At 73.5% G+C, this 21,871-nt stretch carries 15 protein-coding genes; 14 read left to right on the top strand and 1 reads right to left on the bottom strand.

Annotation, left to right across the window (positions count from 1 at the left end; genetic code table 11):
- The first annotated feature begins 323 nt into the window (after positions 1-323).
- Positions 324-3,470 (top strand): isoleucine--tRNA ligase, encoded by a 3,147-nt coding sequence (gene ileS, locus ACPFP2_RS25745; protein ID WP_424092210.1) that lies wholly within the window; start codon positions 324-326, stop codon positions 3,468-3,470.
- 135 nt (positions 3,471-3,605) lie between these two features.
- Complete coding sequence (locus ACPFP2_RS25740) at positions 3,606-4,298, top strand: lysophospholipid acyltransferase family protein (RefSeq protein WP_424092208.1); 693 nt, start codon at positions 3,606-3,608, stop codon at positions 4,296-4,298.
- 10 nt (positions 4,299-4,308) lie between these two features.
- On the opposite strand, the gene ACPFP2_RS25735 is transcribed toward ACPFP2_RS25740, so the two are convergent.
- A complete protein-coding gene (locus tag ACPFP2_RS25735; RefSeq protein WP_424092206.1) occupies positions 4,309-5,892 on the bottom strand; it encodes a hypothetical protein in 1,584 nt (527 codons plus the stop codon).
- A gap of 151 nt (positions 5,893-6,043) precedes the next feature.
- Here ACPFP2_RS25735 and ACPFP2_RS25730 point away from each other — a divergent pair, with 151 nt between their 5' ends.
- The 12 genes from ACPFP2_RS25730 to ACPFP2_RS25675 all read left to right on the top strand — a co-directional run bounded on the left by ACPFP2_RS25730 (position 6,044) and on the right by ACPFP2_RS25675 (position 21,869).
- Positions 6,044-8,035: a TIGR03960 family B12-binding radical SAM protein gene (locus ACPFP2_RS25730; RefSeq protein WP_424092204.1), complete on the top strand. Its 1,992-nt coding sequence runs from the start codon at positions 6,044-6,046 to the stop codon at positions 8,033-8,035.
- A gap of 109 nt (positions 8,036-8,144) precedes the next feature.
- Positions 8,145-8,630 (top strand): GNAT family N-acetyltransferase, encoded by a 486-nt coding sequence (locus tag ACPFP2_RS25725; RefSeq protein ID WP_424092202.1) that lies wholly within the window; start codon positions 8,145-8,147, stop codon positions 8,628-8,630.
- A 14-nt stretch (positions 8,631-8,644) separates the two neighbouring features.
- Complete coding sequence (locus ACPFP2_RS25720; RefSeq protein ID WP_424092200.1) at positions 8,645-12,049, top strand: BTAD domain-containing putative transcriptional regulator; 3,405 nt, start codon at positions 8,645-8,647, stop codon at positions 12,047-12,049.
- 149 nt (positions 12,050-12,198) lie between these two features.
- Positions 12,199-13,683, top strand: a complete 1,485-nt coding sequence (locus tag ACPFP2_RS25715) for an FAD-binding protein (protein WP_424092198.1) — start codon at positions 12,199-12,201, stop codon at positions 13,681-13,683.
- Positions 13,595-14,176, top strand: coding sequence for a hypothetical protein (locus ACPFP2_RS25710; RefSeq protein ID WP_424092196.1), 582 nt, complete (start codon positions 13,595-13,597; stop codon positions 14,174-14,176). The genes ACPFP2_RS25715 and ACPFP2_RS25710 overlap by 89 nt, the downstream gene beginning before the upstream one ends.
- A gap of 318 nt (positions 14,177-14,494) precedes the next feature.
- Complete coding sequence (locus ACPFP2_RS25705) at positions 14,495-15,214, top strand: TIGR03936 family radical SAM-associated protein (protein WP_424092239.1); 720 nt, start codon at positions 14,495-14,497, stop codon at positions 15,212-15,214.
- 132 nt (positions 15,215-15,346) lie between these two features.
- A complete protein-coding gene (locus ACPFP2_RS25700; protein ID WP_424092194.1) occupies positions 15,347-18,424 on the top strand; it encodes an Rne/Rng family ribonuclease in 3,078 nt (1,025 codons plus the stop codon).
- A gap of 117 nt (positions 18,425-18,541) precedes the next feature.
- Complete coding sequence (locus ACPFP2_RS25695; RefSeq protein WP_424092193.1) at positions 18,542-19,033, top strand: hypothetical protein; 492 nt, start codon at positions 18,542-18,544, stop codon at positions 19,031-19,033.
- Between the two features lie 166 nt (positions 19,034-19,199).
- Positions 19,200-19,514, top strand: coding sequence for a 50S ribosomal protein L21 (rplU, locus tag ACPFP2_RS25690; protein ID WP_018787289.1), 315 nt, complete (start codon positions 19,200-19,202; stop codon positions 19,512-19,514).
- 11 nt (positions 19,515-19,525) lie between these two features.
- Complete coding sequence (gene rpmA, locus ACPFP2_RS25685; RefSeq protein ID WP_088975624.1) at positions 19,526-19,780, top strand: 50S ribosomal protein L27; 255 nt, start codon at positions 19,526-19,528, stop codon at positions 19,778-19,780.
- 90 nt (positions 19,781-19,870) lie between these two features.
- Positions 19,871-21,349: a GTPase ObgE gene (gene obgE, locus ACPFP2_RS25680; protein ID WP_424092191.1), complete on the top strand. Its 1,479-nt coding sequence runs from the start codon at positions 19,871-19,873 to the stop codon at positions 21,347-21,349.
- A 70-nt stretch (positions 21,350-21,419) separates the two neighbouring features.
- Positions 21,420-21,869, top strand: coding sequence for a GNAT family N-acetyltransferase (locus ACPFP2_RS25675; RefSeq protein ID WP_424092189.1), 450 nt, complete (start codon positions 21,420-21,422; stop codon positions 21,867-21,869).
- The last annotated feature ends 2 nt before the right edge of the window (positions 21,870-21,871 follow it).

The following is a 21,871-nucleotide window of genomic DNA, read 5'->3' as shown; positions in this document are numbered from 1 at the left end:
CCGGCGGCGAGCCCGGGGCTGGCCGGGGCGATCCGCGCACCCGTTACTCGGCGGCGGACCGCCCACCCGGTCGAGTACCCTGGATCGCACAGGCGACGACCCGGCCATCACCGGTGAGCCTCCGGAAGAAAGGGCCCCGGCCCGAGTAGAACCGGACGGGTCCGGCCCGTCACAGCCGGCCAACGAGCGGGCGGTCGATCCTGACCGTCAAGCGGGGTGGTACCGCGGGCCTGCCCCGGGGGCGCCGGTGACGGCGTACCCGGAAACGGCTCGTCCTCGCAGACCCACGACACCGTGAGAGCTGCTGAGGAGAGCGACCCCCGATGGCCTATCCGTTGCACGACCCGACCGCCGCCGGTGTCCCGGCGAGCCCGGACCTGCCCGCGGTCGAGCGCCGGGTGCTGGAGCACTGGACGGCCGACAAGACCTTCGAGGCCAGCGTCGAGGCCCGCCCCGCCGGTGACCAGGGCAAGAACGAGTACGTCTTCTACGACGGCCCGCCGTTCGCCAACGGCCTGCCGCACTACGGCCACCTCTTCACCGGCTACGTCAAGGACGTGGTGCCGCGCTACCAGACCATGCGCGGTCGGCGGGTGGAGCGGCGTTTCGGCTGGGACTGCCACGGCCTGCCCGCCGAGGTGGTCGCCGAGAAGCAGCTCGGCATCACCAGCAAGGCGGAGATCCTCGACCTCGGCGTGGCCCGGTTCAACGAGGCCTGCCGCACCTCGGTGCTGGAGTTCACCCAGGACTGGGAGCGGTACGTCACCCGGCAGGCCCGCTGGGTCGACTTCGCCAACGACTACAAGACCCTCGACCTGGACTACATGGAAAGCGTCATGTGGGCCTTCAGGACCCTGCACGACAAGGGCCTGGTCTACGAGGGCTTCCGGGTGCTGGCGTACTGCTGGCGCTGCGAGACGCCGCTGTCGAACACCGAGACCCGGATGGACGACGTCTACCGGGACCGGCACGACCCGACGCTGACGGTGTGGTTCGGGCTGACCCCGGACGACACCGCGCCGGAACTGGTCCGGGGCCCGGTGAAGCTGGGCGTCTGGACCACCACGCCGTGGACCCTGCCGTCGAACCTGGCGCTCGCCGTCGGCCCCGACATCCGGTACGCGGTGCTGGAGCGCGACGGGCAGCGCCACCTGGTCGGGGAGTCCCGCCTCGGCGCGTACGCCAAGGAGCTGGAAGGGTACGAGCAGGTCGGCTGGGTGACCGGCAAGGCCCTCGTCGGGCGCCGCTACACGCCGCTCTACGACTTCCTGGTCGAGCAGGCCGGGGAGAACGCGTACCAGGTGCTCGGCGCGGATTTCGTCACCACCGAGGACGGCACCGGGATCGTCCACCTGGCCCCGGCCTTCGGCGAGGACGACCAGAACGTGTGCAACGCGGCCGGCATCCCGACCGTGGTGACCGTCGACGACCACACCCGGTTCACCGCGCTGGTCCCGCCCTACCAGGGTGAGCAGGTCTTCGACGTCAACAAGCCGGTGATCCGGGAGCTGAAGGAGCGGGGGGTGGTGCTCAAGCAGGACACCTACACCCACTCGTACCCGCACTGCTGGCGCTGCGACACCCCGCTGGTCTACAAGGCGGTGTCGTCGTGGTTCGTCGCGGTGACGCAGTTCAAGGACCGGATGGTCGAGCTGAACCAGCAGATCAACTGGACCCCGGGGCACATCAAGGACGGCTCGTTCGGCAAGTGGCTGGCCAACGCCCGGGACTGGTCGATCAGCCGGAACCGGTTCTGGGGCTCGCCGATCCCGGTGTGGAAGTCCGACGACCCGACCTATCCCCGGGTCGACGTGTACGGCTCGCTCGCCGACATCGAGCGGGACTTCGGCGTACGCCTGACCGACCTGCACCGGCCCGCGGTGGACGACCTGGTCCGCCCCAACCCGGACGACCCGACCGGCAGGTCGATGATGCGCCGGGTGCCGGAGGTGCTGGACTGCTGGTTCGAATCCGGCTCGATGCCGTTCGCCCAGGTGCACTACCCGTTCGAGAACCGCGACTGGTTCGAGCACCACTACCCGGGCGACTTCATCGTCGAGTACATCGGACAGACCCGCGGCTGGTTCTATACCATGCACGTGCTGGCCACCGCGCTGTTCGACCGGCCGGCGTTCCGCAACTGCCTCAGCCACGGCATCCTGCTCGGCTCCGACGGGCGCAAGATGTCCAAGAGCCTGCGCAACTACCCGGACGTGTACCACGTCTTCGACGCGTACGGCTCGGACGCGATGCGCTGGATGCTGATGTCCTCGCCGGTGCTGCGCGGCGGCGACATGCCGGTGACCGAGGCGGGCATCCGGGACGCGGTGCGCCAGGTGTTGCTGCCGCTCTGGAACGTCTGGTACTTCTTCTCGCTCTACGCCAACGCGGACGGCCACACCGCCCGTCGACGCACCGACTCGACGCACCTGCTCGACCGGTACGTGCTGGCGAAGACGCGCGAACTGGTCGAGACGGTCGGCACGCAGATGGACGCCTACGACATCTCCGGCGCCTGTGCCACCGTCCGGTCCTACCTGGACGCGCTGACCAACTGGTACGTGCGCCGCTCCCGGGACCGGTTCTGGTCCGGCGACGCCGAGGCGTTCGACACGCTGTGGACAGTGCTGGAGACGCTCTGCCGGGTGCTGGCGCCGCTGACGCCGCTGACCGCGGAGGAGATCTGGCGCGGCCTCACCGGCGAGCGGTCGGTGCACCTGACCGACTGGCCGTCCGCCGAGGAGTTCCCCGCCGACCACGACCTCGTCGCGGCGATGGACGCGGTGCGCGACGTCTGCTCGGCGGCGCTGTCGCTGCGCAAGGCGAAGGGGCTGCGGGTGCGGCTGCCGCTGTCGACGCTGACCGTGGCCTCGCCGGTCGCGGCGAACCTGCGTCCCTTCGCCGACCTGGTCGCCGACGAGGTCAACGTGAAGGCGGTGGAGTTCTCCGAGCAGGTGCAGACCTACTGCCAGCAGGTGCTGACCGTGGTGCCCCGCGCGCTCGGCCCCCGGGTCGGCAAGCAGGTGCAGCAGGTCATCAAGGCGGTCAAGGCGGGGGAGTGGGAGCTGGTCGACGGCGCTCCGGTCGCCGCCGGGGTCACCCTCGCCGAGGGTGAGTACGAGCTGCGCCTGGTCGCCGCCGACGCCGAGCACTCCGCGCCGCTTCCCGGCGGCGAGGGCGTGGTCGTGCTGGACACCGAGGTCACCCCGGAGTTGGCCGCCGAAGGGCTGGCCCGCGACGTGGTCCGGGTGGTGCAGCAGGCGCGCCGCGACGCCGACCTCGACGTCTCGGACCGGATCGTGGTGGCGCTGTCGGGCTCCGAGGAGGTCCGGGCCGCCGTGTCGGCGTACCGCGACTTCGTGGCCCGGGAGGTGCTGGCCGACACCGTCGACTTCGCCGAGGGCGTCGACGGCTTCGCCGGCGAGGTCGGTGAGGGCGAGCGGGTGACGGTGGTCGTCCGGCGGGTATGACCTGCTGAGCGAGGTGGTCCGGTGGCGTCCGCGCCGCCGGACCACCTGCTGCGATCCCGCGCCACCGGATGGGTGGGGGGCGCGCGCGTCCGCTACCGTGACACCGCCTGTTCACGTACGACCGCCGGAGGACCAGTGCCGCTGCTCTACACCATCGGCAAGCTCACCGTGGCGCCCGCGCTCCGGTTGGCCTTCCGTCCGACCGTGGAGGGGTTGGAGCACATCCCGGAGACCGGGGGCGCGATCTTCGCCGGCAACCACCTCTCGGTCGCCGACGAGCTCTTCCTCGGCACGGTGGTCCCCCGGCACCTGGCCTTCTGGGCCAAGTCGGAGTACTTCAAGGGCACCGGCCCCAAGGGCGTCCTCTCCAAGTTCGTCCTCACCGGCCTGGGCGCGATCCCCGTCGAGCGGGCCGGCGGTCGGGCGGCGCTGTCCGCGTTCGACGCCGCCATCCCCGCGTTGAAGGGCGGCGATCTGGTCGCCGTGTACCCGGAGGGGACCCGCTCCCCGGACGGGCGGCTCTACCGGGGGCGTACCGGGGCGGCCCGGCTGGCGGTGGCGGCCGGCGTGCCGATCATCCCGGTCGGCATGATCGGCACCGACCGGGCCCAGCCGATCGGCGCGCGGGTGCCGCGACCGGGCCGGGCGAAGATCATCGTTCGGTTCGGCAAGCCGCTGGACTTCACCGGCCGGCCCGACGACCGCACCTCGCTGCGGGCGATGACCGACGAACTCATGGCCGAGATCCAGAAGCTCACCGGCCAGGAGTACGTCCCCCGCTACGCGCCCAAGCGGGGCGAGCCCACCCCCGGCGAGTCCGCCGCCTGACCCGACCCGGTCAGCCCTGGCTCGGGGTGATGATCTCGGCGCGCAGGGTGTCCAGCAGGCGGGCGCTGTCGTCGACCGAGAGCCGGGTGAACACGCCCGTGGTGATGCTGCCGTGGTCGACCGAGGTGCAGACCACCACGTCGTCGCCGTCCGAGCGGCCCGTCGCGCAGCGGCCGTGCCGGCCGCGTACGCCGGTGTCCACCTGTTCCGGACCGCCCAGCCCGTACGTGCCGGTCAGCCGGGTCATCTCGTCGTCGGCGTCCGACTCCGGGGTGATCCGGAAGCCGGTCGCGCCGAACACCGTCACCTGCTTGCCGTCGCCGGTGCGGTAGACCCCGGCGAAGACGTCCTCGGAGATCAGGTGCGCCCCGCGTACCTCGGCTTCGAGACGCTTCGCGGTCGCCGTGCTGCCGGTGTCGTCGCGCAGCGTCAGGTCGGCCACCTGGCCGGGCAGGGCGGCGTCGACCGGGTACTGATCCCACATCGGCTTGCCGAACCAGGCCGGGCAGCCGCAGCAGCAGGCCAGGCTGAGCAGGAGCACCCAGGGCCAGCGCCGCCGCTTGCGCACCGGCACCGGGACGTACCCCTTGGGGGCCTGCCAGCCCGGCGGCGGCGTCACCGGCTCCGGACGCCGACCACGGCGCTGCTTCGGCGGCCGGGTCGCCGGCGGTGCGGGAGGGGGCGGCGCCGGTCGGGGCGGCGGCGAGACCGGACGGGGCACCGGCGGAGCCGGGTACGGGTGGGCCGGCGGTGGCGCGGCCCGGTGCGGCGCGGGCGGTGACACCGGGTGGTGCGGCGCGGGCGGTGACACCGGGTGGTGCGGCGCGGGCGGTGACACCGGGTGGTGCGGCGCGGGCGTGGCCTGGTGGTGCGGCGTGGCCTGGTAGGGGCGGGTGGCCGGCGGCGTCGGATAGGACAGCGTGGGCGGCAGCGGTGGGAGCGGGTGGTCCAGCTCCCAGGAGCCGGTGTCCGCGCCTGCCCACGGATCGACCGGGGCGCGGTGCTCGGGCAGGTCGGTCGGGGGTGGCGGCGGGACCGGGGTGGGCTCGGCCGACTCGCCCCAGGTGCGCTTGCGCGGCGGCGGGGGCGGCACCGGGGCCGAGCCGCTCCAGCGCGGCACGGGCGGCGGCTCCGGATCGACCCGGGTGCCGTCCGGCGCGGGCTCGACCCGGGTGGGCGGGACGGCGGCGTCGACACGCGTCGGTGCGGGTGCGGCGGGGGAGACGGGCTCGACCCGGGTGGGGTCCGGCGCGTCGGGTGGGACGGCGGCGTCGACGCGGGTGGGCGCGGGTGCGGCCGGGGAGACGGGCTCGGCCCGGCTCGGCTCCGGGGCGACGGGCTCGTCCGGCCGGTCGGGTTGCCCGTCGGCCGGCTCGGCGGGCACCGGCGCGGTCGGCCGCGCGTCGGCCGGCGACGTGGCCCCGACCTGGTCGGCGGGCAGCTCACGGGTGCCCTCCGGGCCCGTGCCGGGCCCGGCCTGCGGGGGTACGGGAGAGGGCGTCGGCTCGTCGGCGACGGCCGGCTCCCGGCCCGGGTCGGTGGCCGGCGTGCTCCCCTCGGCCGGCCGGTCCGGACCCGGCTGCGGCTGCGGCATCGCGGCAATCTCCTCTCGCGCCGGTCCGAGGTTAGTACCGGCGTGCCAACCTCCGCGATCCGCGTCCCGCCCCGGCCCGGCCGTCGGCCCCCCGACAGGGCCGTACGGTGCGCCGTGGTCGCCGGCCGGTGGACGCGTACCCTTGGGCATCATGAGTGCCCCGTCCACGACGCCGCGCCCCGCCGCGGCCAATTCGATCTGGCCCCGGCTGGAGCCGCTGCTGCCCCAGGTGACCAAGCCCATCCAGTACGTCGGCGGCGAGCTGGGCGCGGTGGTCAAGGACTGGGACGCGGCGACCGTGCGCTGGGCGCTGATGTACCCCGACGCGTACGAGGTGGGCCTGCCCAACCAGGGCGTCCAGATCCTCTACGAGGTGCTCAACGAGCTGCCCGACGTGCTCGCCGAGCGGACGTACGCGGTCTGGCCGGACCTGGAGAAGCTGATGCGCGCCCACGGCGTGCCGCAGTTCACCGTCGACGCCCACCGTTCGGTGCGCGACTTCGACGTGTTCGGCGTCTCGTTCTCCACCGAGCTGGGCTACACCAACCTGCTCACCGCGATCGACCTGGCCGGCATCCCGATGCTCGCCGCCGACCGTACCGACGCCGACCCGGTGATCGTCGCCGGCGGCCACGCCGCGTTCAACCCGGAGCCGATCGCCGACTTCGTCGACGCCGCCGTGCTCGGTGACGGCGAGGAGGCGGTCCTGGAGATCACCACGATCGTCCGGCAGTGGAAGGTCGAGGGCTCGCCGGGCGGCCGGGACGAGCTGCTGCTGCGGCTGGCCCGCACCGAGAGCGTCTACGTGCCGCGCTTCTACGACGTGGACTACCTGCCCGACGGCCGGATCCAGCGGGTCGTGCCGAACCGCCCGGACGTGCCGTTCCGGGTGCACAAGCGCACGACGATGGACCTGGACGCCTGGCCGTACCCGAAGAAGCCCCTCGTCCCACTGGCCGAGACGGTGCACGAGCGGTACGCGGTGGAGATCTTCCGTGGCTGCACCCGGGGCTGCCGGTTCTGCCAGGCCGGCATGATCACCCGCCCGGTGCGGGAGCGTTCGATCACCACCGTCGGCCAGATGGTGCAGCAGGGGCTGGAGTTCTCCGGTTTCCACGAGGTGGGTCTGCTGTCGCTGTCGTCGGCCGACCACTCGGAGATCGGCGACATGTGCTCCGGCCTGGCCCAGCAGTACGAGGGCACCAACGTCTCCCTGTCGCTGCCGTCGACCCGGGTGGACGCCTTCAACATCGACCTGGCGCAGGAGCTGTCCCGCAACGGGCGGCGCACCGGTCTGACCTTCGCCCCGGAGGGCGGGTCGGAGCGGATCCGCAAGGTGATCAACAAGATGGTGTCGAAGGAAGACCTGATCCGTACCGTCGTGACCGCGTACACCAACGGCTGGCGGCAGGTGAAGCTCTACTTCATGTGCGGCCTGCCCACCGAGACCGACGCCGACGTCCTCGAGATCGCGGACATGGCGCACGAGGTGATCCGGGCTGGCCGGGCCGCCACCGGCTCGAAGGACATCCGCTGCACGGTCTCCATCGGCGGTTTCGTGCCGAAGCCGCACACCCCGTTCCAGTGGGCGTCGATGGAGCGGCCGGAGGTCATCGACGGCCGGCTCAAGCTGCTCAAGCAGGCCATCAACGCGGACCGGTCGCTGGGCCGGGCGATCGGCTTCCGGTACCACGACGGCGAGCCGTCGCTGATCGAGGGCCTGCTCAGCCGCGGTGACCGCCGGGTCGGCGCGGTGATCCGCAAGGTCTGGGAGAACGGCGGCCGCTTCGACGGTTGGAGCGAGCACTTCTCGTACCGCCGTTGGGTGGAGGCCGCCGACGAGGTGCTGCCGACCTTCGGTGTCGACCTCGACTGGTACACCACCCGGGAGCGCGACGAGCTGGAGGTCCTGCCCTGGGACCACCTCGACTCCGGCCTGGACAAGGACTGGCTCTGGCAGGACTGGCAGGACTCCCTCGCCGAGTACGAGCAGGACGACTGCCGTTGGACCCCGTGCTTCGACTGCGGCGTCTGCCCGTCGATGGACACCGAGATCCAGATCGGCCCGACCGGGAGGAAGCTGCTCCCGCTGACCCCGGTCAACGGTCTGAAGGTGCCCGCCGGGGACCGCGCCGCCGGGTAGTACGGCGTGGCCGGTGGTGGTCGGTGGTGCCGTTCGGGCCGTCGTACCGGCTGATCACCACAGCCGCCGTACAAGTGCGGCCCAAGCGGCGGCCGGCACCGTGTCGGGCATGCGCCACGACGAGGTACCCGAGGCGAGCACGCTGTTGCTGCGGACCCATGAACCGGGCCAGGCGGCGGCCGCCCTCGGCATGCTCGACCGGTGCCTGGGCGGCATCCGCCCGATCCCGCCCACCGGCGTCCGGGTGGTCACCCTCTCCGACGTGTCCAGCGACGGCAGCCAGGCGCCGGCCGCCGCCTGCCTGCTGATCCACCGACTGGGCGAACCGTCCGCGTGGGTGCCGGCGTTCGCGGTGGACGTCCCGTTCCGTCGGCGGGGCCTCGGCCGCCGGCTGCTGGCCGATCTCTGCCGGGCGCTGCGCGCGGATGGTGCGCGGGAGCTCTTCGTCCGGATCACCGGGGACTGTCCGGGACCGGCCACCTGGCTGGCCGCGCACGGCTTCACGGCCGCTACCGGGCCCCCTCCGGGCCGGCATAACATTGCCGCCACCAGGCAAGACGGGTCGCTCCGGCACTGGCTGGTCAGTGAACTCTGACGAAAGGGGCCGGGATGCCGGGAGGAGGCGCAGCCGAGGCGCCTTGTCCGTCGCTGGACTTCCGGCTGCTCGGCCCGCTGGCGGTGCTCGGACCCGGCCGCGAGCCGCTGGACCTCGGCACCCGCAAACAGCGGGCGGTGCTCGCGGTCCTGCTCCTCGACCCGGGGCGGGTGGTCCCGCTGGACCGGATCATCTCCAGTCTCTGGGCGGACGAGGCGCCGTCCAGCGCGACCGGCACGCTTCAGGCGTACATCTCCCAGCTCCGCCGGATCCTGGAACCGGACCGGCCGCCCCGGTCGGCGCCCCGCGTGCTGCTCACCCGGGAGCCCGGCTACCTGCTCTCCGTCGAACCCGGGCAGGTGGACGCGCTCCGCTTCACCGACCGGCTGGAGGTGGCCCGCGGCCTGCTCGAGTCCGGTGCGACCGGACCGGCCAGCGAGGCCCTGCTGGCGGCGCTCGACGAGTGGCGTGGCGACCCGCTGTCCGAGTTCGCCGACGAGGCGTTCGCCCGGCCGACCATCAGCCGGCTCAACAGCCTCCGGGACGACGCCACCGAGCAGTTGACCGAGGCGTGGCTGTGCCTGGGGCGCAACGGTCCGGCGGCCGCCCAGGCCCGTACGCTGCTCGACCGGGACCCGTTCCGGGAACGGTCCTGGGCCCAGCTCATGCTGGCGCTGTACCGCGACGGTCGGCAGGCCGAGGCGCTGGACGCGTACCGGCAGGCACGGCAGGTGTTGGACGAGGAACTGGGGCTGCCGCCGGGGCCCCCGCTGCGTGCGCTGCACGAGTCGATCCTGCGCCAGGACCCCGACCTGACCGTCGCCGCCGCACCCCGATCTCCCGCCGTGCAGGCCGCCGCGGGAGCGCGGGAGGTGACCTCCCCGTCGGGACCGGCAGACGTGGTGGGCCGGGCGACCCAGTTGGAGTGGGTCGCCGAGCGGCTCGCCGCCACCCGGACGCGACGCGGCGGTCTGCTGCTCGTCTCCGGCCGCGCCGGGGTCGGCAAGACGGTCTTCGCGGAACGGGCCGCCGACCAGGCCGCCGAGGAGGGACTGACGACGGTGTGGAGCCGGTGCGTCGAGGGCAGTGCCGCGCCCGCCTTCTGGCCCTGGATCCAGATCCTCCGGGCGGTACGGCCCGGGCTGGGCGCCGAGCCGCTGGTGGACGCGTTGACCGGCCGGGCGGAGTCGCCGTGGCGAGCCCAGGACCCGGACGCCGCCCGGTTCGCCCTGCACGAGACGGTCGCCGACGTGCTCCGGGCGGCCGCGGCCGACGGTCCGCTGCTGCTGGTGATCGACGACCTGCACCTGGCCGACGCCGCCTCGCTGTTGCTGCTCGGGCACGTCGCGGGGGAACTGAACCGGCTGCCCGTGCTCGTCCTCGCCACCCTGCGCTCCGAACCCGGCGACCTGGGCCAGCCGCTGCGCGAGGTGCTCGGGGCACTGGCCAACGTGCGGGGGGTCGAACGGATCGGGCTGCAGCCGTTCACCGACCGGGACGTCGCCGACTACCTGCGGTTCGACACCGGCGTGGCGGCCCGTCCGGAGGTGGTCCGGGCGCTGCACGAGCGCACCGGCGGAAACCCGTTCTACCTGAAGGAACTGCTGCGCCTGCTGAGCAGCGAGCATCCGGACGGTTGGGGCAGCGCCGACGTGGCGGCCGAGTCGGCGGTACCGGAGAGTGTCCGCGATGTCATCAGCCGCCGCGTCGCCCGGCTGCCGGACGGCACGCAGGCGCTGCTACGCGCGGCGGCGGTCATCGGCCGTGACGTCGACGTGGTCCTGCTGGAGACCACCGCCGGCATCGACAACGAGCAGGTCATGGGCCTGCTGGAGCCGGCGGTGGCGACCGGGCTGCTGGTCGAGGTGCCCGGCCGGTGGGACTACCGCTTCGCGCACGCGCTGGTGCGCGACGCGCTCTACGCCGAGCTGAACCGGTTGCAGCGGGCCCGGATCCACCGGCGGGTCGGCGAGGCCCTGGAGACGCTGCCGACGGCCGACGAACCGGCCGTCACCGGCCTGCTGGCCCACCACTTCGCCGCTGCCGCCCGGATCGGCGCGGCCGACAAGGCGGTGACCTACGGGCGGCGCGCCGCCCGCCTGGCCGCGGCCCAGCTCGCCTACGACGAGGCCGTCGCGTTCCTGGAGGCTGCCCTCGGCGCCCTCGACCCGACGGTGGCCGACGCGGCGCGGCAACGCTGCGAGGTGCTGATCGAGCTGGGCCGGGCCCGGCGGCTGACCGGTGATGTCGTCGGCGCGCGGGCGGTGCTGGACGAGGCGGTCGGGCTGGGCACCCGGCTCGGCGACGACGCGCTGGTCACCGAGGCGGCCACCGTGTTCGGCGGCGTCACGCTCTGGAACTGGCGGTCCTACGGGCACGTCGACCAGCGCATGGTCACCATCCTGGAGCGTCAGGTCGACCGGCTCGACCCGACCGAGCGGGTACGCCGGGCGGAACTGCTCGGCACGCTCGGCGTGGAGCTCTTCTACGGCGACCGGCAACCGGACGGGGAGCGGATGGCCGAGGAGGCCGTGGCGCTGGCCCGGGAGAGCGGGGACGTCGAACTGCTGGCGCGGACGCTGAACAACTACTGCGTGGCAGCGTGGACGCCGGACCGCGGTGAGCCGCGACTGCGGGCCGCGAGCGAGATGCTCACCCTGGGGCCGCTGCCCCGTCGGGTGGAGATCATCGCGCGGATGCACCGGATGATGGTGCTGATGAACCGGGGCGAGCTGTCCGCGTACGACATCGATCTGGCTCGCTGCCGGGATCTGCTCGCCGAGGTCCGGATGCCGGAGCTGGTCGCTCAGGTCACCTACGCCACCGCCGGTCGGGCCCTCGTCGACGGCCGGTGGGCCGAGGCCGAACGGCTGATCGCCGATGCGGTCGGCGAGCACCGGCGGACCAGCATGTGGGGGGCGCAGTGGATCCGGCTGATGCTGCTCTACACGAGCCGCCGGTTCCAGGGCCGCCCGGGCGATCTGCTGGACGAGCTGGTGGTCGCGGCCGACGAGCCGGGGTTGGAGCTGCTGCGCCCCACGGTGGTGCTGGCCGCCTGTGAGTCGGGTGACGAGCCGCTGGCCGGCAAGCTGATGGACCGGTGGGGCACCGCGGTCCGCCGCGACTGGGCGTGGGACATCGTCAGCTACCAGTGGGCGCTGGTGGCCGCCCGGATGGGGGTACCCGATCCCGCCGTGCGGTACGACGCGCTGCTGCCGTTCCGCGACGCGTTCGTCACGGTCGGCACGGGCGGAGTCACCTGGGGCTCGAACCGCTACGTCCTCGCCGGCCTGGCCCGGCGGATGGGGCGCGCGGAGGAGGCCCTCGCACACGCGCGCGCCGGCCTGGCCGCCCACCGCGGGCTCGGGGTCGCCCACCTCATCGAGGCGAGCCGTCGGCAGCTCGACGACCTCGGCTGAGCTCGGCGGTCCCTCCGGCGACGCTTGGCCCGTACTTGGAGCGGCGGCCCTAGCCGACGGCAAGGTGGGTCCAAGAGGCGGCTGACACCGTCAGGGTCATCCGGCGTCCCGGTCCATCTCGACCGGCGCCCCGACCCCGAGGAGCAATCGTGTCAACGTTCGTCGACGCCGCCGCCCTGGCCGAGCGGGTCCGCGGACCCGTGTACCTGCCCAGGGACGACGGCTTCGAGCCGGAGATCGCCGCCTGGAACACCAGCGTCGTCCACCGCCCGGCCGTGGTCGTCGGGGCAGTCGACGCCGCCGATGTCGTCGCCACCGTGCGCTGGGCGGGCCGGCAGGGCCTGCACGTCGCGGTGCACGCCACCGGACACGGGCCACTGGCCGCGGCGGACGGTGGCGTCCTGATCAGCACCCGCCGGATGACCGGGTTGCGGGTGGACCCCGAGCACCGGACCGTACGGCTGGAGGCCGGGGTGACCTGGCAGCCGGTGATCGAGGCGGCGGCGCGGCACGGCCTGGCCCCGCTCTGCGGCTCGTCCCCGCTGGTGGGCGCGGTCGGTTTCACCCTCGGTGGCGGGCTCGGGGTGCTGTCCCGGGCGTACGGCTTCGCCGCCGACCACGTCCGGCGGCTGGAGGTGGTGACCGCGGACGGGCAGCTGCGGACGGTCGACGCGGACCACGATCCGGAGTTGTTCTGGGCGCTGCGCGGGGCGGGGAAGGCCCGCTTCGGCGTGGTGACCGCGGTCGAACTGGACCTGGTGCCGGTGTCGCGCCTGTACGGGGGCGGGATCTACTTCCCGGCCACGGCCGCCGCGGACGTCCTGCACGCCTTCCGGTCGTGGGCGCCGACCCTGCCGGAGCAGGCCAGCACCTCGATCGCCCTGCTCCGCCTGCCGCCGCTGCCGCACCTGCCCGAGCCGCTGCGCGGCCAGTTCGTGGTCCACCTGCGCTTCGCCCACCTCGGAGACGAGGCGGAGGGGGCCCGGCTGCTGGCGCCGATGCGGTCGGCCGGCACCGCGCTGATCGACACCGTCGTGGAGATGCCGTTCACGGAGATGGCGGCGATCCACGCCGACCCCACCGACCCGATGCCGACGCACGAGGCCGGCGTGGTGCTCCGGGACCTGCCGGCGGAGGCGGTCGACGCCCTTCTCACGGTGGCCGGCCCCGATGTCGACGTTCCGCTGGCGATGGTGGAGCTTCGGCTGCTGGGGGGTGCGATGGCCCGACCCGCCGCCGTGCCGAACGCGGTCAGCGGGCGCGAGGGCGCCTTCTCGCTGTTCACCACCGCGCCGCTGATGCCGGGGCTGGAACAGGTGGTGCCGGCGGTGGTCCGCGACGTCATCGACGCGGTGCAGCCGTACGCGGCGGCCACCGCACTGGCCAACTTCCACGGCGCGGCCGCCGAACCGGGCACCGCGTACGCCGCCTGGGGGCCGGTGGAGCGGGCCCGCCTCGCCCGGATCAGCGGCAGCTACGACCCGGCCGGCCGGTTCGGCCCGGCCCCGACCCCCGACCACGTCCACGAATCGATGAGGAGCACTGATGAACCGCATCACGTCGAGCCTGCTCGCCGTCTGCCTGGGAGCCACCGCCGCCGCGGTCGGGGCCTCCTCGGCCTCCGCTCACGCTGAGCACGCCGCACCCACCAACCCGGGCGGCCCGATCGGCCGCACCGCCCCCGGCAGCACGTCGGTCGACCTGGCGGTGACCAGGGCGGCGACCGCCCGCTACCACGACGTGGCCACCGCGGTCGCCGAGGGCTTCGCACCCGCTCCGCACTGCGCGGAACTGCCCGGCGTCGGGGGGATGGGCTACCACTACGTCAACGAGGCGAACATGCACGACGGGGTCTTCGACATCACCCGGCCGGAGATCCTGCTCTACTCCCCCGGCCCCGCCGGGCTGCGGCTGGCCGGGGTGGAGTACATGAGCGTCGACGCGGACCAGGACCTGGCCACCGACGACGACCGTCCCACGCTGTACGGGGTGCCGTTCGACGGGCCGATGCCGGGCCACGAGCCCGGCATGCCGGTCCACTACGACCTGCACGTCTGGCTCTGGCTGGACAACCCGGACGGGATGTTCGCCGTCTGGAACCCGCGCCTGAGCTGCGACCAGGGCTGATCCCGGAGGTCGCCGGCGGGGGAGCGCCCGCACCGGGACACGGCCCGCCGTCGGGCGGGCCTCCTGACGGGCCGAGCCGGCGTCCCACTCGTGGCCGGCACCGTGACCTCTGCGTCACCGTGCCGGCCACGAGCGCGTCCGGATGTACCCGACGACCGGTTTCCCGGACTTCCCGGGATTTCCGACCGCCCCGGCTACGGGTCGGACGGACGACTGCGCCAGGATAGGGCGGACACGCAGGTAGCACCCGAGGAGTTCACGATCGCCAGAAAGCCTCAACCAGAGGGCGGGCAGGCGCCGGTCGTCCAGCGCGTCCGGATCCGGTACGCCAAGCGCGGGCCGTTGCGGTTCACCTCGCACCGGGACTTCGCCCGCGCCTTCGAGCGGGCGCTGCGGCGGGCCGGGGTGCCGATCGCCTTCTCCCAGGGATTCACCCCGCACCCCAAGATCTCGTACGCCAGCGCCGCCCCCACCGGGGTGGCCAGCGAGGCCGAGTACCTGGAGATCGGCCTGCGCGAGCCGGTCGACCCGCAGCAGCTGCGCGCCGCGCTGGACGCCGCGCTCTCGCCCGGCCTGGACGTGCTCGACGCGGTGGTCGCCGAAGGGGGCAGCCTGGCCGACCGGATCGAGGCCTCGCACTGGCGGATCGAGCTGCCGGAGGTGGAGCGGGCCGTGCTGGAGCGCGCGGTGGCCGCCTTCACCGCCGCCGAAGAGGTGTCGGTCGAGCGGATGACCAAGCAGGGCCGACGCACCTTCGACGCCCGAGCCGCCGTCATGAGCATCGATGTGATCGGCTCTGCGGAGACGCCTTCCGGGGCCCCGGGCGTGTCGTGTGCGATACTCGAACTGGTCGTGCGGCAGGTCACCCCGTCCGTACGGCCCGATGACGTCCTTTCCGGCCTCCGCGTGGTGGCCGACCTGGAGCCGCCGGTCTCGCCCAGGGTGATCCGGCTGGCGCAGGGCACGTTGACCGCGCAGGGCGAGATCGTGGATCCGTTGGACGCGGACCGCGACGGGGCATCCATCGGGGAACACTGACCGTCGGTCGGTGTTCCAGGCAGGCAGACTTCGGCGGTCGCGCACCTCGCGCGCCCGGCGGAAACACTTTTGCGGCGACCCTGCGTGGCAGCGCTCACCCGCGCCCGGGGCAGCCAGAACTGGAGAACCTCCATGCTCGAGAACGAGCCCGAGGGTGGCGAACGGACCGGTTCACAGCCGGCCGGCGACACCGCCGACAGCACCACCACCGGCAGCAGCCCGGAGGCCCCGCCGACCGAGGCCGCGGAGGCGCCCAAGCGTCGCCGCGCCACCCGGCGCAAGGTCGCCCCGCTGAGCCAGCCGGAGCCGGCGGAGGCGCCCGCCGAGGCGCCCACCGCCGCCGCGTCCGCCACGGACGAGACGCGCCAGGCCGAGGTGATCGCCCCGGTCGCCGGTGAACTGGACACCGCGCCGAAGACCACCCGTCGCCGGCGCAAGGCGACACCCGCGAAGGCGGCCGAGGAGCCGGTCGTGGCGACCTCCGCCGAGGAGACCTCCGCCGAGGTCGTACCGCCGGTGAAGGTGACCCGTACCCGGCGGCGCAAGACCGCCGCCCCGGCCGTGGAGACCCCCGCCGAGGCGCCGTCGACCGCCGAGGTCCTCGCCCCGTCCGGCGAGCCCGTCGAGGTGGTGACCCCGGCGGTGGAGACCGAGGAGCCGGCCGTCGAGGCAGCGGCCCCCACCGAGCCCACCGCCGCCGACGAGGAACTCACCGAGGAGGAGCTCGCCGGGACCGCGGCGCAGGCCGAGGCCACCGAGCCGGCCGCCACCGACTCGGGGGCCGCCGTGCCGGCCGTCGCCGCGTCCGGCGCCGAGAGCCGGGCCGGCGAGGTCCCGCCCGGCGTGAGCGTGCCCGGCGGCGAGCAGCCGGCGGAGCGGACCGAGCCGGAGCCGCGTACCCGCCGGCGCCGGGCCGCGATCGCCGCGCCGACCGTGCTCTTCATGGCCCCGCAGCCGGAGGAGCTGCCGACCTTCCGGGTGGTCGAGCCCGGCCCGGTGGCCGAGGTCGCCGAGGAGGAGCCGGCCGAGACCGGCCGCCGTCGCCGCCGTGGCCGTCGCGAGGCCGAGCCGGTGGAGGCCGCCGAGGTCGAGGAGGAGGAGCCCACCGCCGAGGACGAGGAGGCCGCCACCGAGGACGAGGACGAGGACGAGACCGCCGCCGGTCGTCGCCGTCGTCGTCGTGGTCGCCGGGGCCGTGGCCGTGGCAAGGGTGGCGCCGACGAGGCCGACGAGGAGGAGGGCGAGGAGGCCGCCCAGGTCGAGGCCGAGGAGGCCGAGACCGAGGAGGGCGAGGAAGAGGAGGGCGAGGGCGACGGGATGACCCGCCGCCGGCGCCGTCGCCGCCGCCGGGGCGCCGGGGACGCCGAGGGGGGCGCCGACGACGGTGTGCCGACCGTCGTCAAGATCCGCGAGCCGCGCAAGGCAGTCGACGAGGTGCAGGGCGTCTCCGGCTCGACCCGACTGGAGGCCAAGCGCCAGCGCCGCCGGGACGGTCGCGAGCAGCGGCGTACCCGCCCGCCGATCCTCAGCGAGTCGGAGTTCCTGGCCCGCCGGGAGGCGGTCGACCGGGTGATGGCGGTGCGTCAGCGCGGCGACCGTACCCAGATCGCCGTCCTCGAGGACGGTGTGCTGGTCGAGCACTACGTCACCCGCAACTCCTCCGGCACCATGGCCGGCAACGTCTACCTCGGCAAGGTGCAGAACGTCCTGCCCAGCATGGAGGCGGCCTTCGTCGACATCGGGCGCGGCCGCAACGCCGTGCTGTACGCCGGTGAGGTCAACTGGGACACCACCGGCCTGGAGGGGCGGGCCCGCTCGATCGAGCAGGCGCTGCGCTCCGGCGACTCGGTGCTGGTGCAGGTCACCAAGGACCCGATCGGGCACAAGGGCGCCCGGCTGACCAGCCACATCGCGCTCTCCGGCCGGCACCTGGTCTACGTGCCCAACGGCAACGCCTCCGGGATCAGCCGCAAGCTGCCCGACACCGAGCGCAAGCGGCTGCGCGACGTGCTGAAGAAGCTGGTGCCGGACGGCGCCGGGGTGATCGTCCGCACGGCTGCCGAGGGCGCCAGCGAGGACGAGCTGGCCCGGGACGTCAAGCGGCTCCAGGCGCAGTGGGAGGACATCCAGGCCAAGGCGACCGAGGGTGGCGCCCCGGTGTTGCTCTACGAGGAGCCCGACCTCGTCATCCGGGTCGTCCGGGACCTGTTCAACGAGGACTTCCGCGAGCTGGTCATCGAGGGCGAGCAGTCGTACGACATGGTCGAGTCGTACCTGTCGCACGTCTCTCCCGATCTGGTCGCCCGGCTGCGCCGGCACGTCGGCACCTCGGACGTCTTCGCCGAGTACCGCATCGACGAGCAGATCATCAAGGGGCTGGACCGCAAGGTCTTCCTCCCCTCGGGCGGCTCGCTGGTGATCGACCGGACCGAGGCGATGACCGTCGTCGACGTCAACACCGGCAAGTACACCGGCTCCGGCGGCAACCTGGAGGAGACGGTCACCCGCAACAACCTGGAGGCGGCCGAGGAGATCGTCCGCCAGCTCCGGCTGCGGGACATCGGCGGCATCGTGGTGATCGACTTCATCGACATGGTGCTGGAGTCCAACCGTGAGCTGGTGCTGCGCCGGCTGACCGAGTGCCTGGGCCGGGACCGGACCAAGCACCAGGTCACCGAGATCACCTCGCTCGGTCTGGTGCAGATGACCCGCAAGCGGATCGGCGCCGGGCTGCTGGAGGCGTTCAGCGAGCCCTGCGAGTGCTGCAAGGGCCGCGGCCTGGTCATCCACACCGAGCCGGTGCCGGAGAAGCCGCGCTCCGGCGGCGTGGGGGAGAAGGTCAAGGCGGTCGCCTCGTCGGCGGCCCCCACGTCGGCCGAGCAGCCCGCCACGACGACGCGTCGACGCGCCCGCAAGGGCGCCGCGGCCGAGCGGACGGTGGTGGAGACGACCGAGGCCCCCGAGGTCGCCGCCCCCGCCACCGAAGCCGAGTACCACGACACCATGGGCTACGACCTGTCCCGGTACGAGTCGGAGACAGCGGCCGCGCCGGCCGTCGCGGACGCCCAGGAGGGCGAGTCGGCCCGGCTGGCCGGGGCGGACGACCCGGACGCGCTGGGCGACGGCGACACCGACGAGGAGAGCGGCGAGGGCGGCACCGGCCGGCGTCGGTCCCGCCGCGGCGGCGCCCGTCGGCGTACCCGCCCGTGACCGGCTGACGCACGACGTCCGACAGGGCCCCTTCCCCGGCAGCAGTGCCGGCGGGAGGGGCCCTGTCGCGTCCGGCCGGCCCGGCTACGATCGGTCACCCCCGGCTAGGAGAAGACAATGCGCCGCCTGCTCGCCGCCACCGTGGTGACCACCGTCCTGCTGACCGGCTCCGGCTGCTCCGGCGACCGGGCCGACGAGGCCGCCCCCGCCGGCCCCGCCGGGCCGTCCACCGTCTCGACCGTCCTGCCGTCCGCCCCGGTCAGTGTCGCGCCGGCGGGTGGCAACGGCCCGCAGGTCTGTGCCGAGGCCGAGGCGGCCTCCTCGACGGCTGTGCGGACGTACGTCGAGGAGTTGGGCAAGATGATCGCGGCGGTCGGCGCGAACGACAGCACCGGGGCGGAAACCGCCCGGAAGCGGGCGGAATCGGCGCTGACCACGTGGCGGACGGCGCTGCGGCAGCAGTCCGCCAAGGCCACCGACCCGCAGCTGAAGACCCTGCTGACCGACCTCGCGACCGAGGTGGGCACGCTCGGCACCGATGTCGAGTCGATCGACGAGACCGAGCTGGACCGCCTCCAGCAGCGGCTCGACCAGCTCTGCGGCCGCTGACCGGCGGGGCCGGTTTGGGTGTCGGCCGGTCCATGGCGTACTCTTTCCTGCGGCGCACTTTGGTGTGCCGAGTTCCCGCGTGCCCGCGCCGCCGGTGTCACTGCTACCCGGCGAGTCGCCGTGGGAACGACCGCCAGCAGCCTCAACGACAGGGAGTCCGCCTCCGATGTACGCGATCGTCAAGACCGGCGGCAAGCAGTACAAGGTCGCCGAGGGCGACGTGATCGAGGTCGAGAAGCTCGCCGGTGCCCCCGGCGACGCGGTGAAGCTCACCGCGGTGCTCCTCGTCGACGGTGACGACCTGGTGACCGACGCGGCGAAGCTTGCCAAGGTCGCGGTGTCCGGCGAGATCGCCGCGCACACCAAGGGCCCGAAGATCCGGATCCACAAGTTCAAGAACAAGACCGGCTACCACAAGCGCCAGGGTCACCGCCAGCCGTTGACCCAGGTCAAGGTGACCGGCATCTCCAGCGGGAAGTAGGTCGTCCTCCAATGGCTCACAAAAAGGGTGCGTCCAGCTCGCGTAACGGCCGTGACTCCGCGGCCCAGCGACTCGGCGTGAAGCGCTTCGGTGGTCAGGTCGTCAGCGCGGGTGAGATCCTCATCCGTCAGCGTGGCACCAAGTTCCACCCCGGTGACCTGGTCGGCCGCGGTGGCGACGACACGCTCTTCGCGCTGGCCGCCGGTGCGGTCCAGTTCGGCACCAAGCGTGGTCGCAAGACCGTCAGCATCGTGCCGCAGCAGTAGTTCTGAAGCGTTGCGGGCCGCGGACCTCGGGTCCCGGCCCGCTTCGCATTTTCGCGTGCGGGGGAGAACCTCGCTGGAAGGATTGGCGTCGTGACGACGTTCGTTGACCGGGTCGTCCTGCACATGCAGGCCGGCGACGGCGGGCACGGCTGTGTCTCCATCCACCGGGAGAAGTTCAAGCCCTTCGGTGGACCGGACGGCGGCGACGGCGGGCACGGCGGCAGCGTCTCGCTGGTGGTCGATGCGCAGGTGACCACGCTGCTCGACTTCCACTTCCGCCCGCACCTCAAGGCCGAGAACGGCAAGGGCGGGGCCGGCTCGAACCGGGACGGGGCCAACGGCCGCGACCTGGTGATCAAGGTCCCGAACGGTACCGTCGTGCAGACCCTCGACGGCACGGTCCTGGCCGACCTGGTCGGCGTGGGCACCACCTTCGAGGCGGCCCGCGGCGGGCGCGGCGGCCGGGGCAACGCCTCGCTGGCCAACGCCCGGCGCAAGGCCCCCGGCTTCGCCGAGCTGGGCGAGCCCGGCGACCGGCTGGACGTGGTGCTGGAGCTCAAGAGCGTCGCCGACGTCGGCCTGGTCGGCTTCCCGTCCGCCGGCAAGTCCTCGCTGATCTCGGTGATCTCGGCGGCCAAGCCGAAGATCGCCGACTACCCGTTCACCACCCTGGTGCCCAACCTGGGCGTGGTGCGGGTGGACAACCACACCTTCACCGTCGCCGACGTGCCGGGCCTGATCCCGGGCGCGGCGACCGGCAAGGGTCTGGGCCTGGAGTTCCTCCGCCACGTCGAGCGCTGCGCCGTGCTGGTGCACGTGGTCGACACCGCGACGCTGGAGCCCGGCCGTGACCCGCTGGCCGACATCGACACCATCGAGGCCGAGCTGGCCGAGTACGGCGGACTCACCGACCGGCCCCGTCTCGTCGCGCTCAACAAGATCGACGTGCCGGACGGGCGCGACCTCGCGGAGATCGTCCGGCCCGACCTGCTGGCCCGCGGTTTCCGCGTCTTCGAGGTCTCCACGGCCACCCGGGAAGGGCTCAAGGAGCTCACGTACGCGATGGCCGAACTGGTCGAGCAGTCCCGCGCCGCCGCGCCGCCGGCCGAGCCGACCCGGATCGTGATCCGCCCCAAGGCGGTCGACGACCAGGGCTTCACCATCGAGGCCGAGCCGGACGGCTCGTTCACCGTGCGGGGTGTGCGGCCCGAGCGCTGGGTGCGGCAGACCAACTTCGACAACGACGAGGCCGTCGGCTTCCTCGCCGACCGGCTGGCCCGCCTCGGCGTGGAGGAGAAGCTGGCCAAGGCCGGCGCCCAACCCGGCGACCTGGTGCGCATCGGGGAGCGCGAGTTCGACTGGCAGCCCACCCTCTACGCCGGCGCCGACTTCGTCCCCGGCAACCGGGGCACCGACGTCCGGCTGGAGGAGAAGTCGACCCGGGCGTCGGCGGCGGAGCGGCTGGCCGCCCGCAAGGCGCGCCGGCAGCGTCCCGAGGACGAGGTGGAGGCCGCACCGGCGGCCGAGGCGGACGCCGCCGACGACGACGAAGACGAAGACTGGGAGTAGCCCGGTCCCCGTCGCGTCCGGGTCGCCCGCCGGAAACCTCCGCGAAACGGACGCGACCTACCGTGAGCGGATGTTGATCGAGTCCCGTCCCGCCACCGATCCCGAGATCGACACCCTCGTCGTCGCCCAGCAGCGGGAGCTGCGCGAGGCCGACGGAGGGCTGGACGGACAGGTCACCGTCACCCACGACGACATCCGCTACCTGGCGGTGGTGGTCGACGGCCGGGCGGTGGCCTGCGGTGGCATCCAGTCGCTGGACGCCACCACCGGCGAACTGAAGCGGATGTACGTCCGGCCGGCCTACCGGGGGCGGGGGATCGCCCGGCAGTTGCTGACCGCGCTGGAGGAGTTGGCCTTCCAGCAGGGGCACTCGGTGGTCTGCCTGGAGACCGGCGTGTACCTGCCGGCCGCGATCGGGCTCTACACCTCCTGCGGGTACGAGCCCATCCCGGTCTACGGCGAGTACGTCGACAACCCGTACAGCGTCTGCTTCGCCAAGCGGCTGCCGGTGGCCGCCTGAGC

The organism is Micromonospora citrea, from assembly GCF_049629545.1.
GTDB classification, from domain to species: domain Bacteria; phylum Actinomycetota; class Actinomycetes; order Mycobacteriales; family Micromonosporaceae; genus Micromonospora; species Micromonospora citrea_A.
This window is presented reverse-complemented; position numbering and strand designations above follow the sequence as displayed.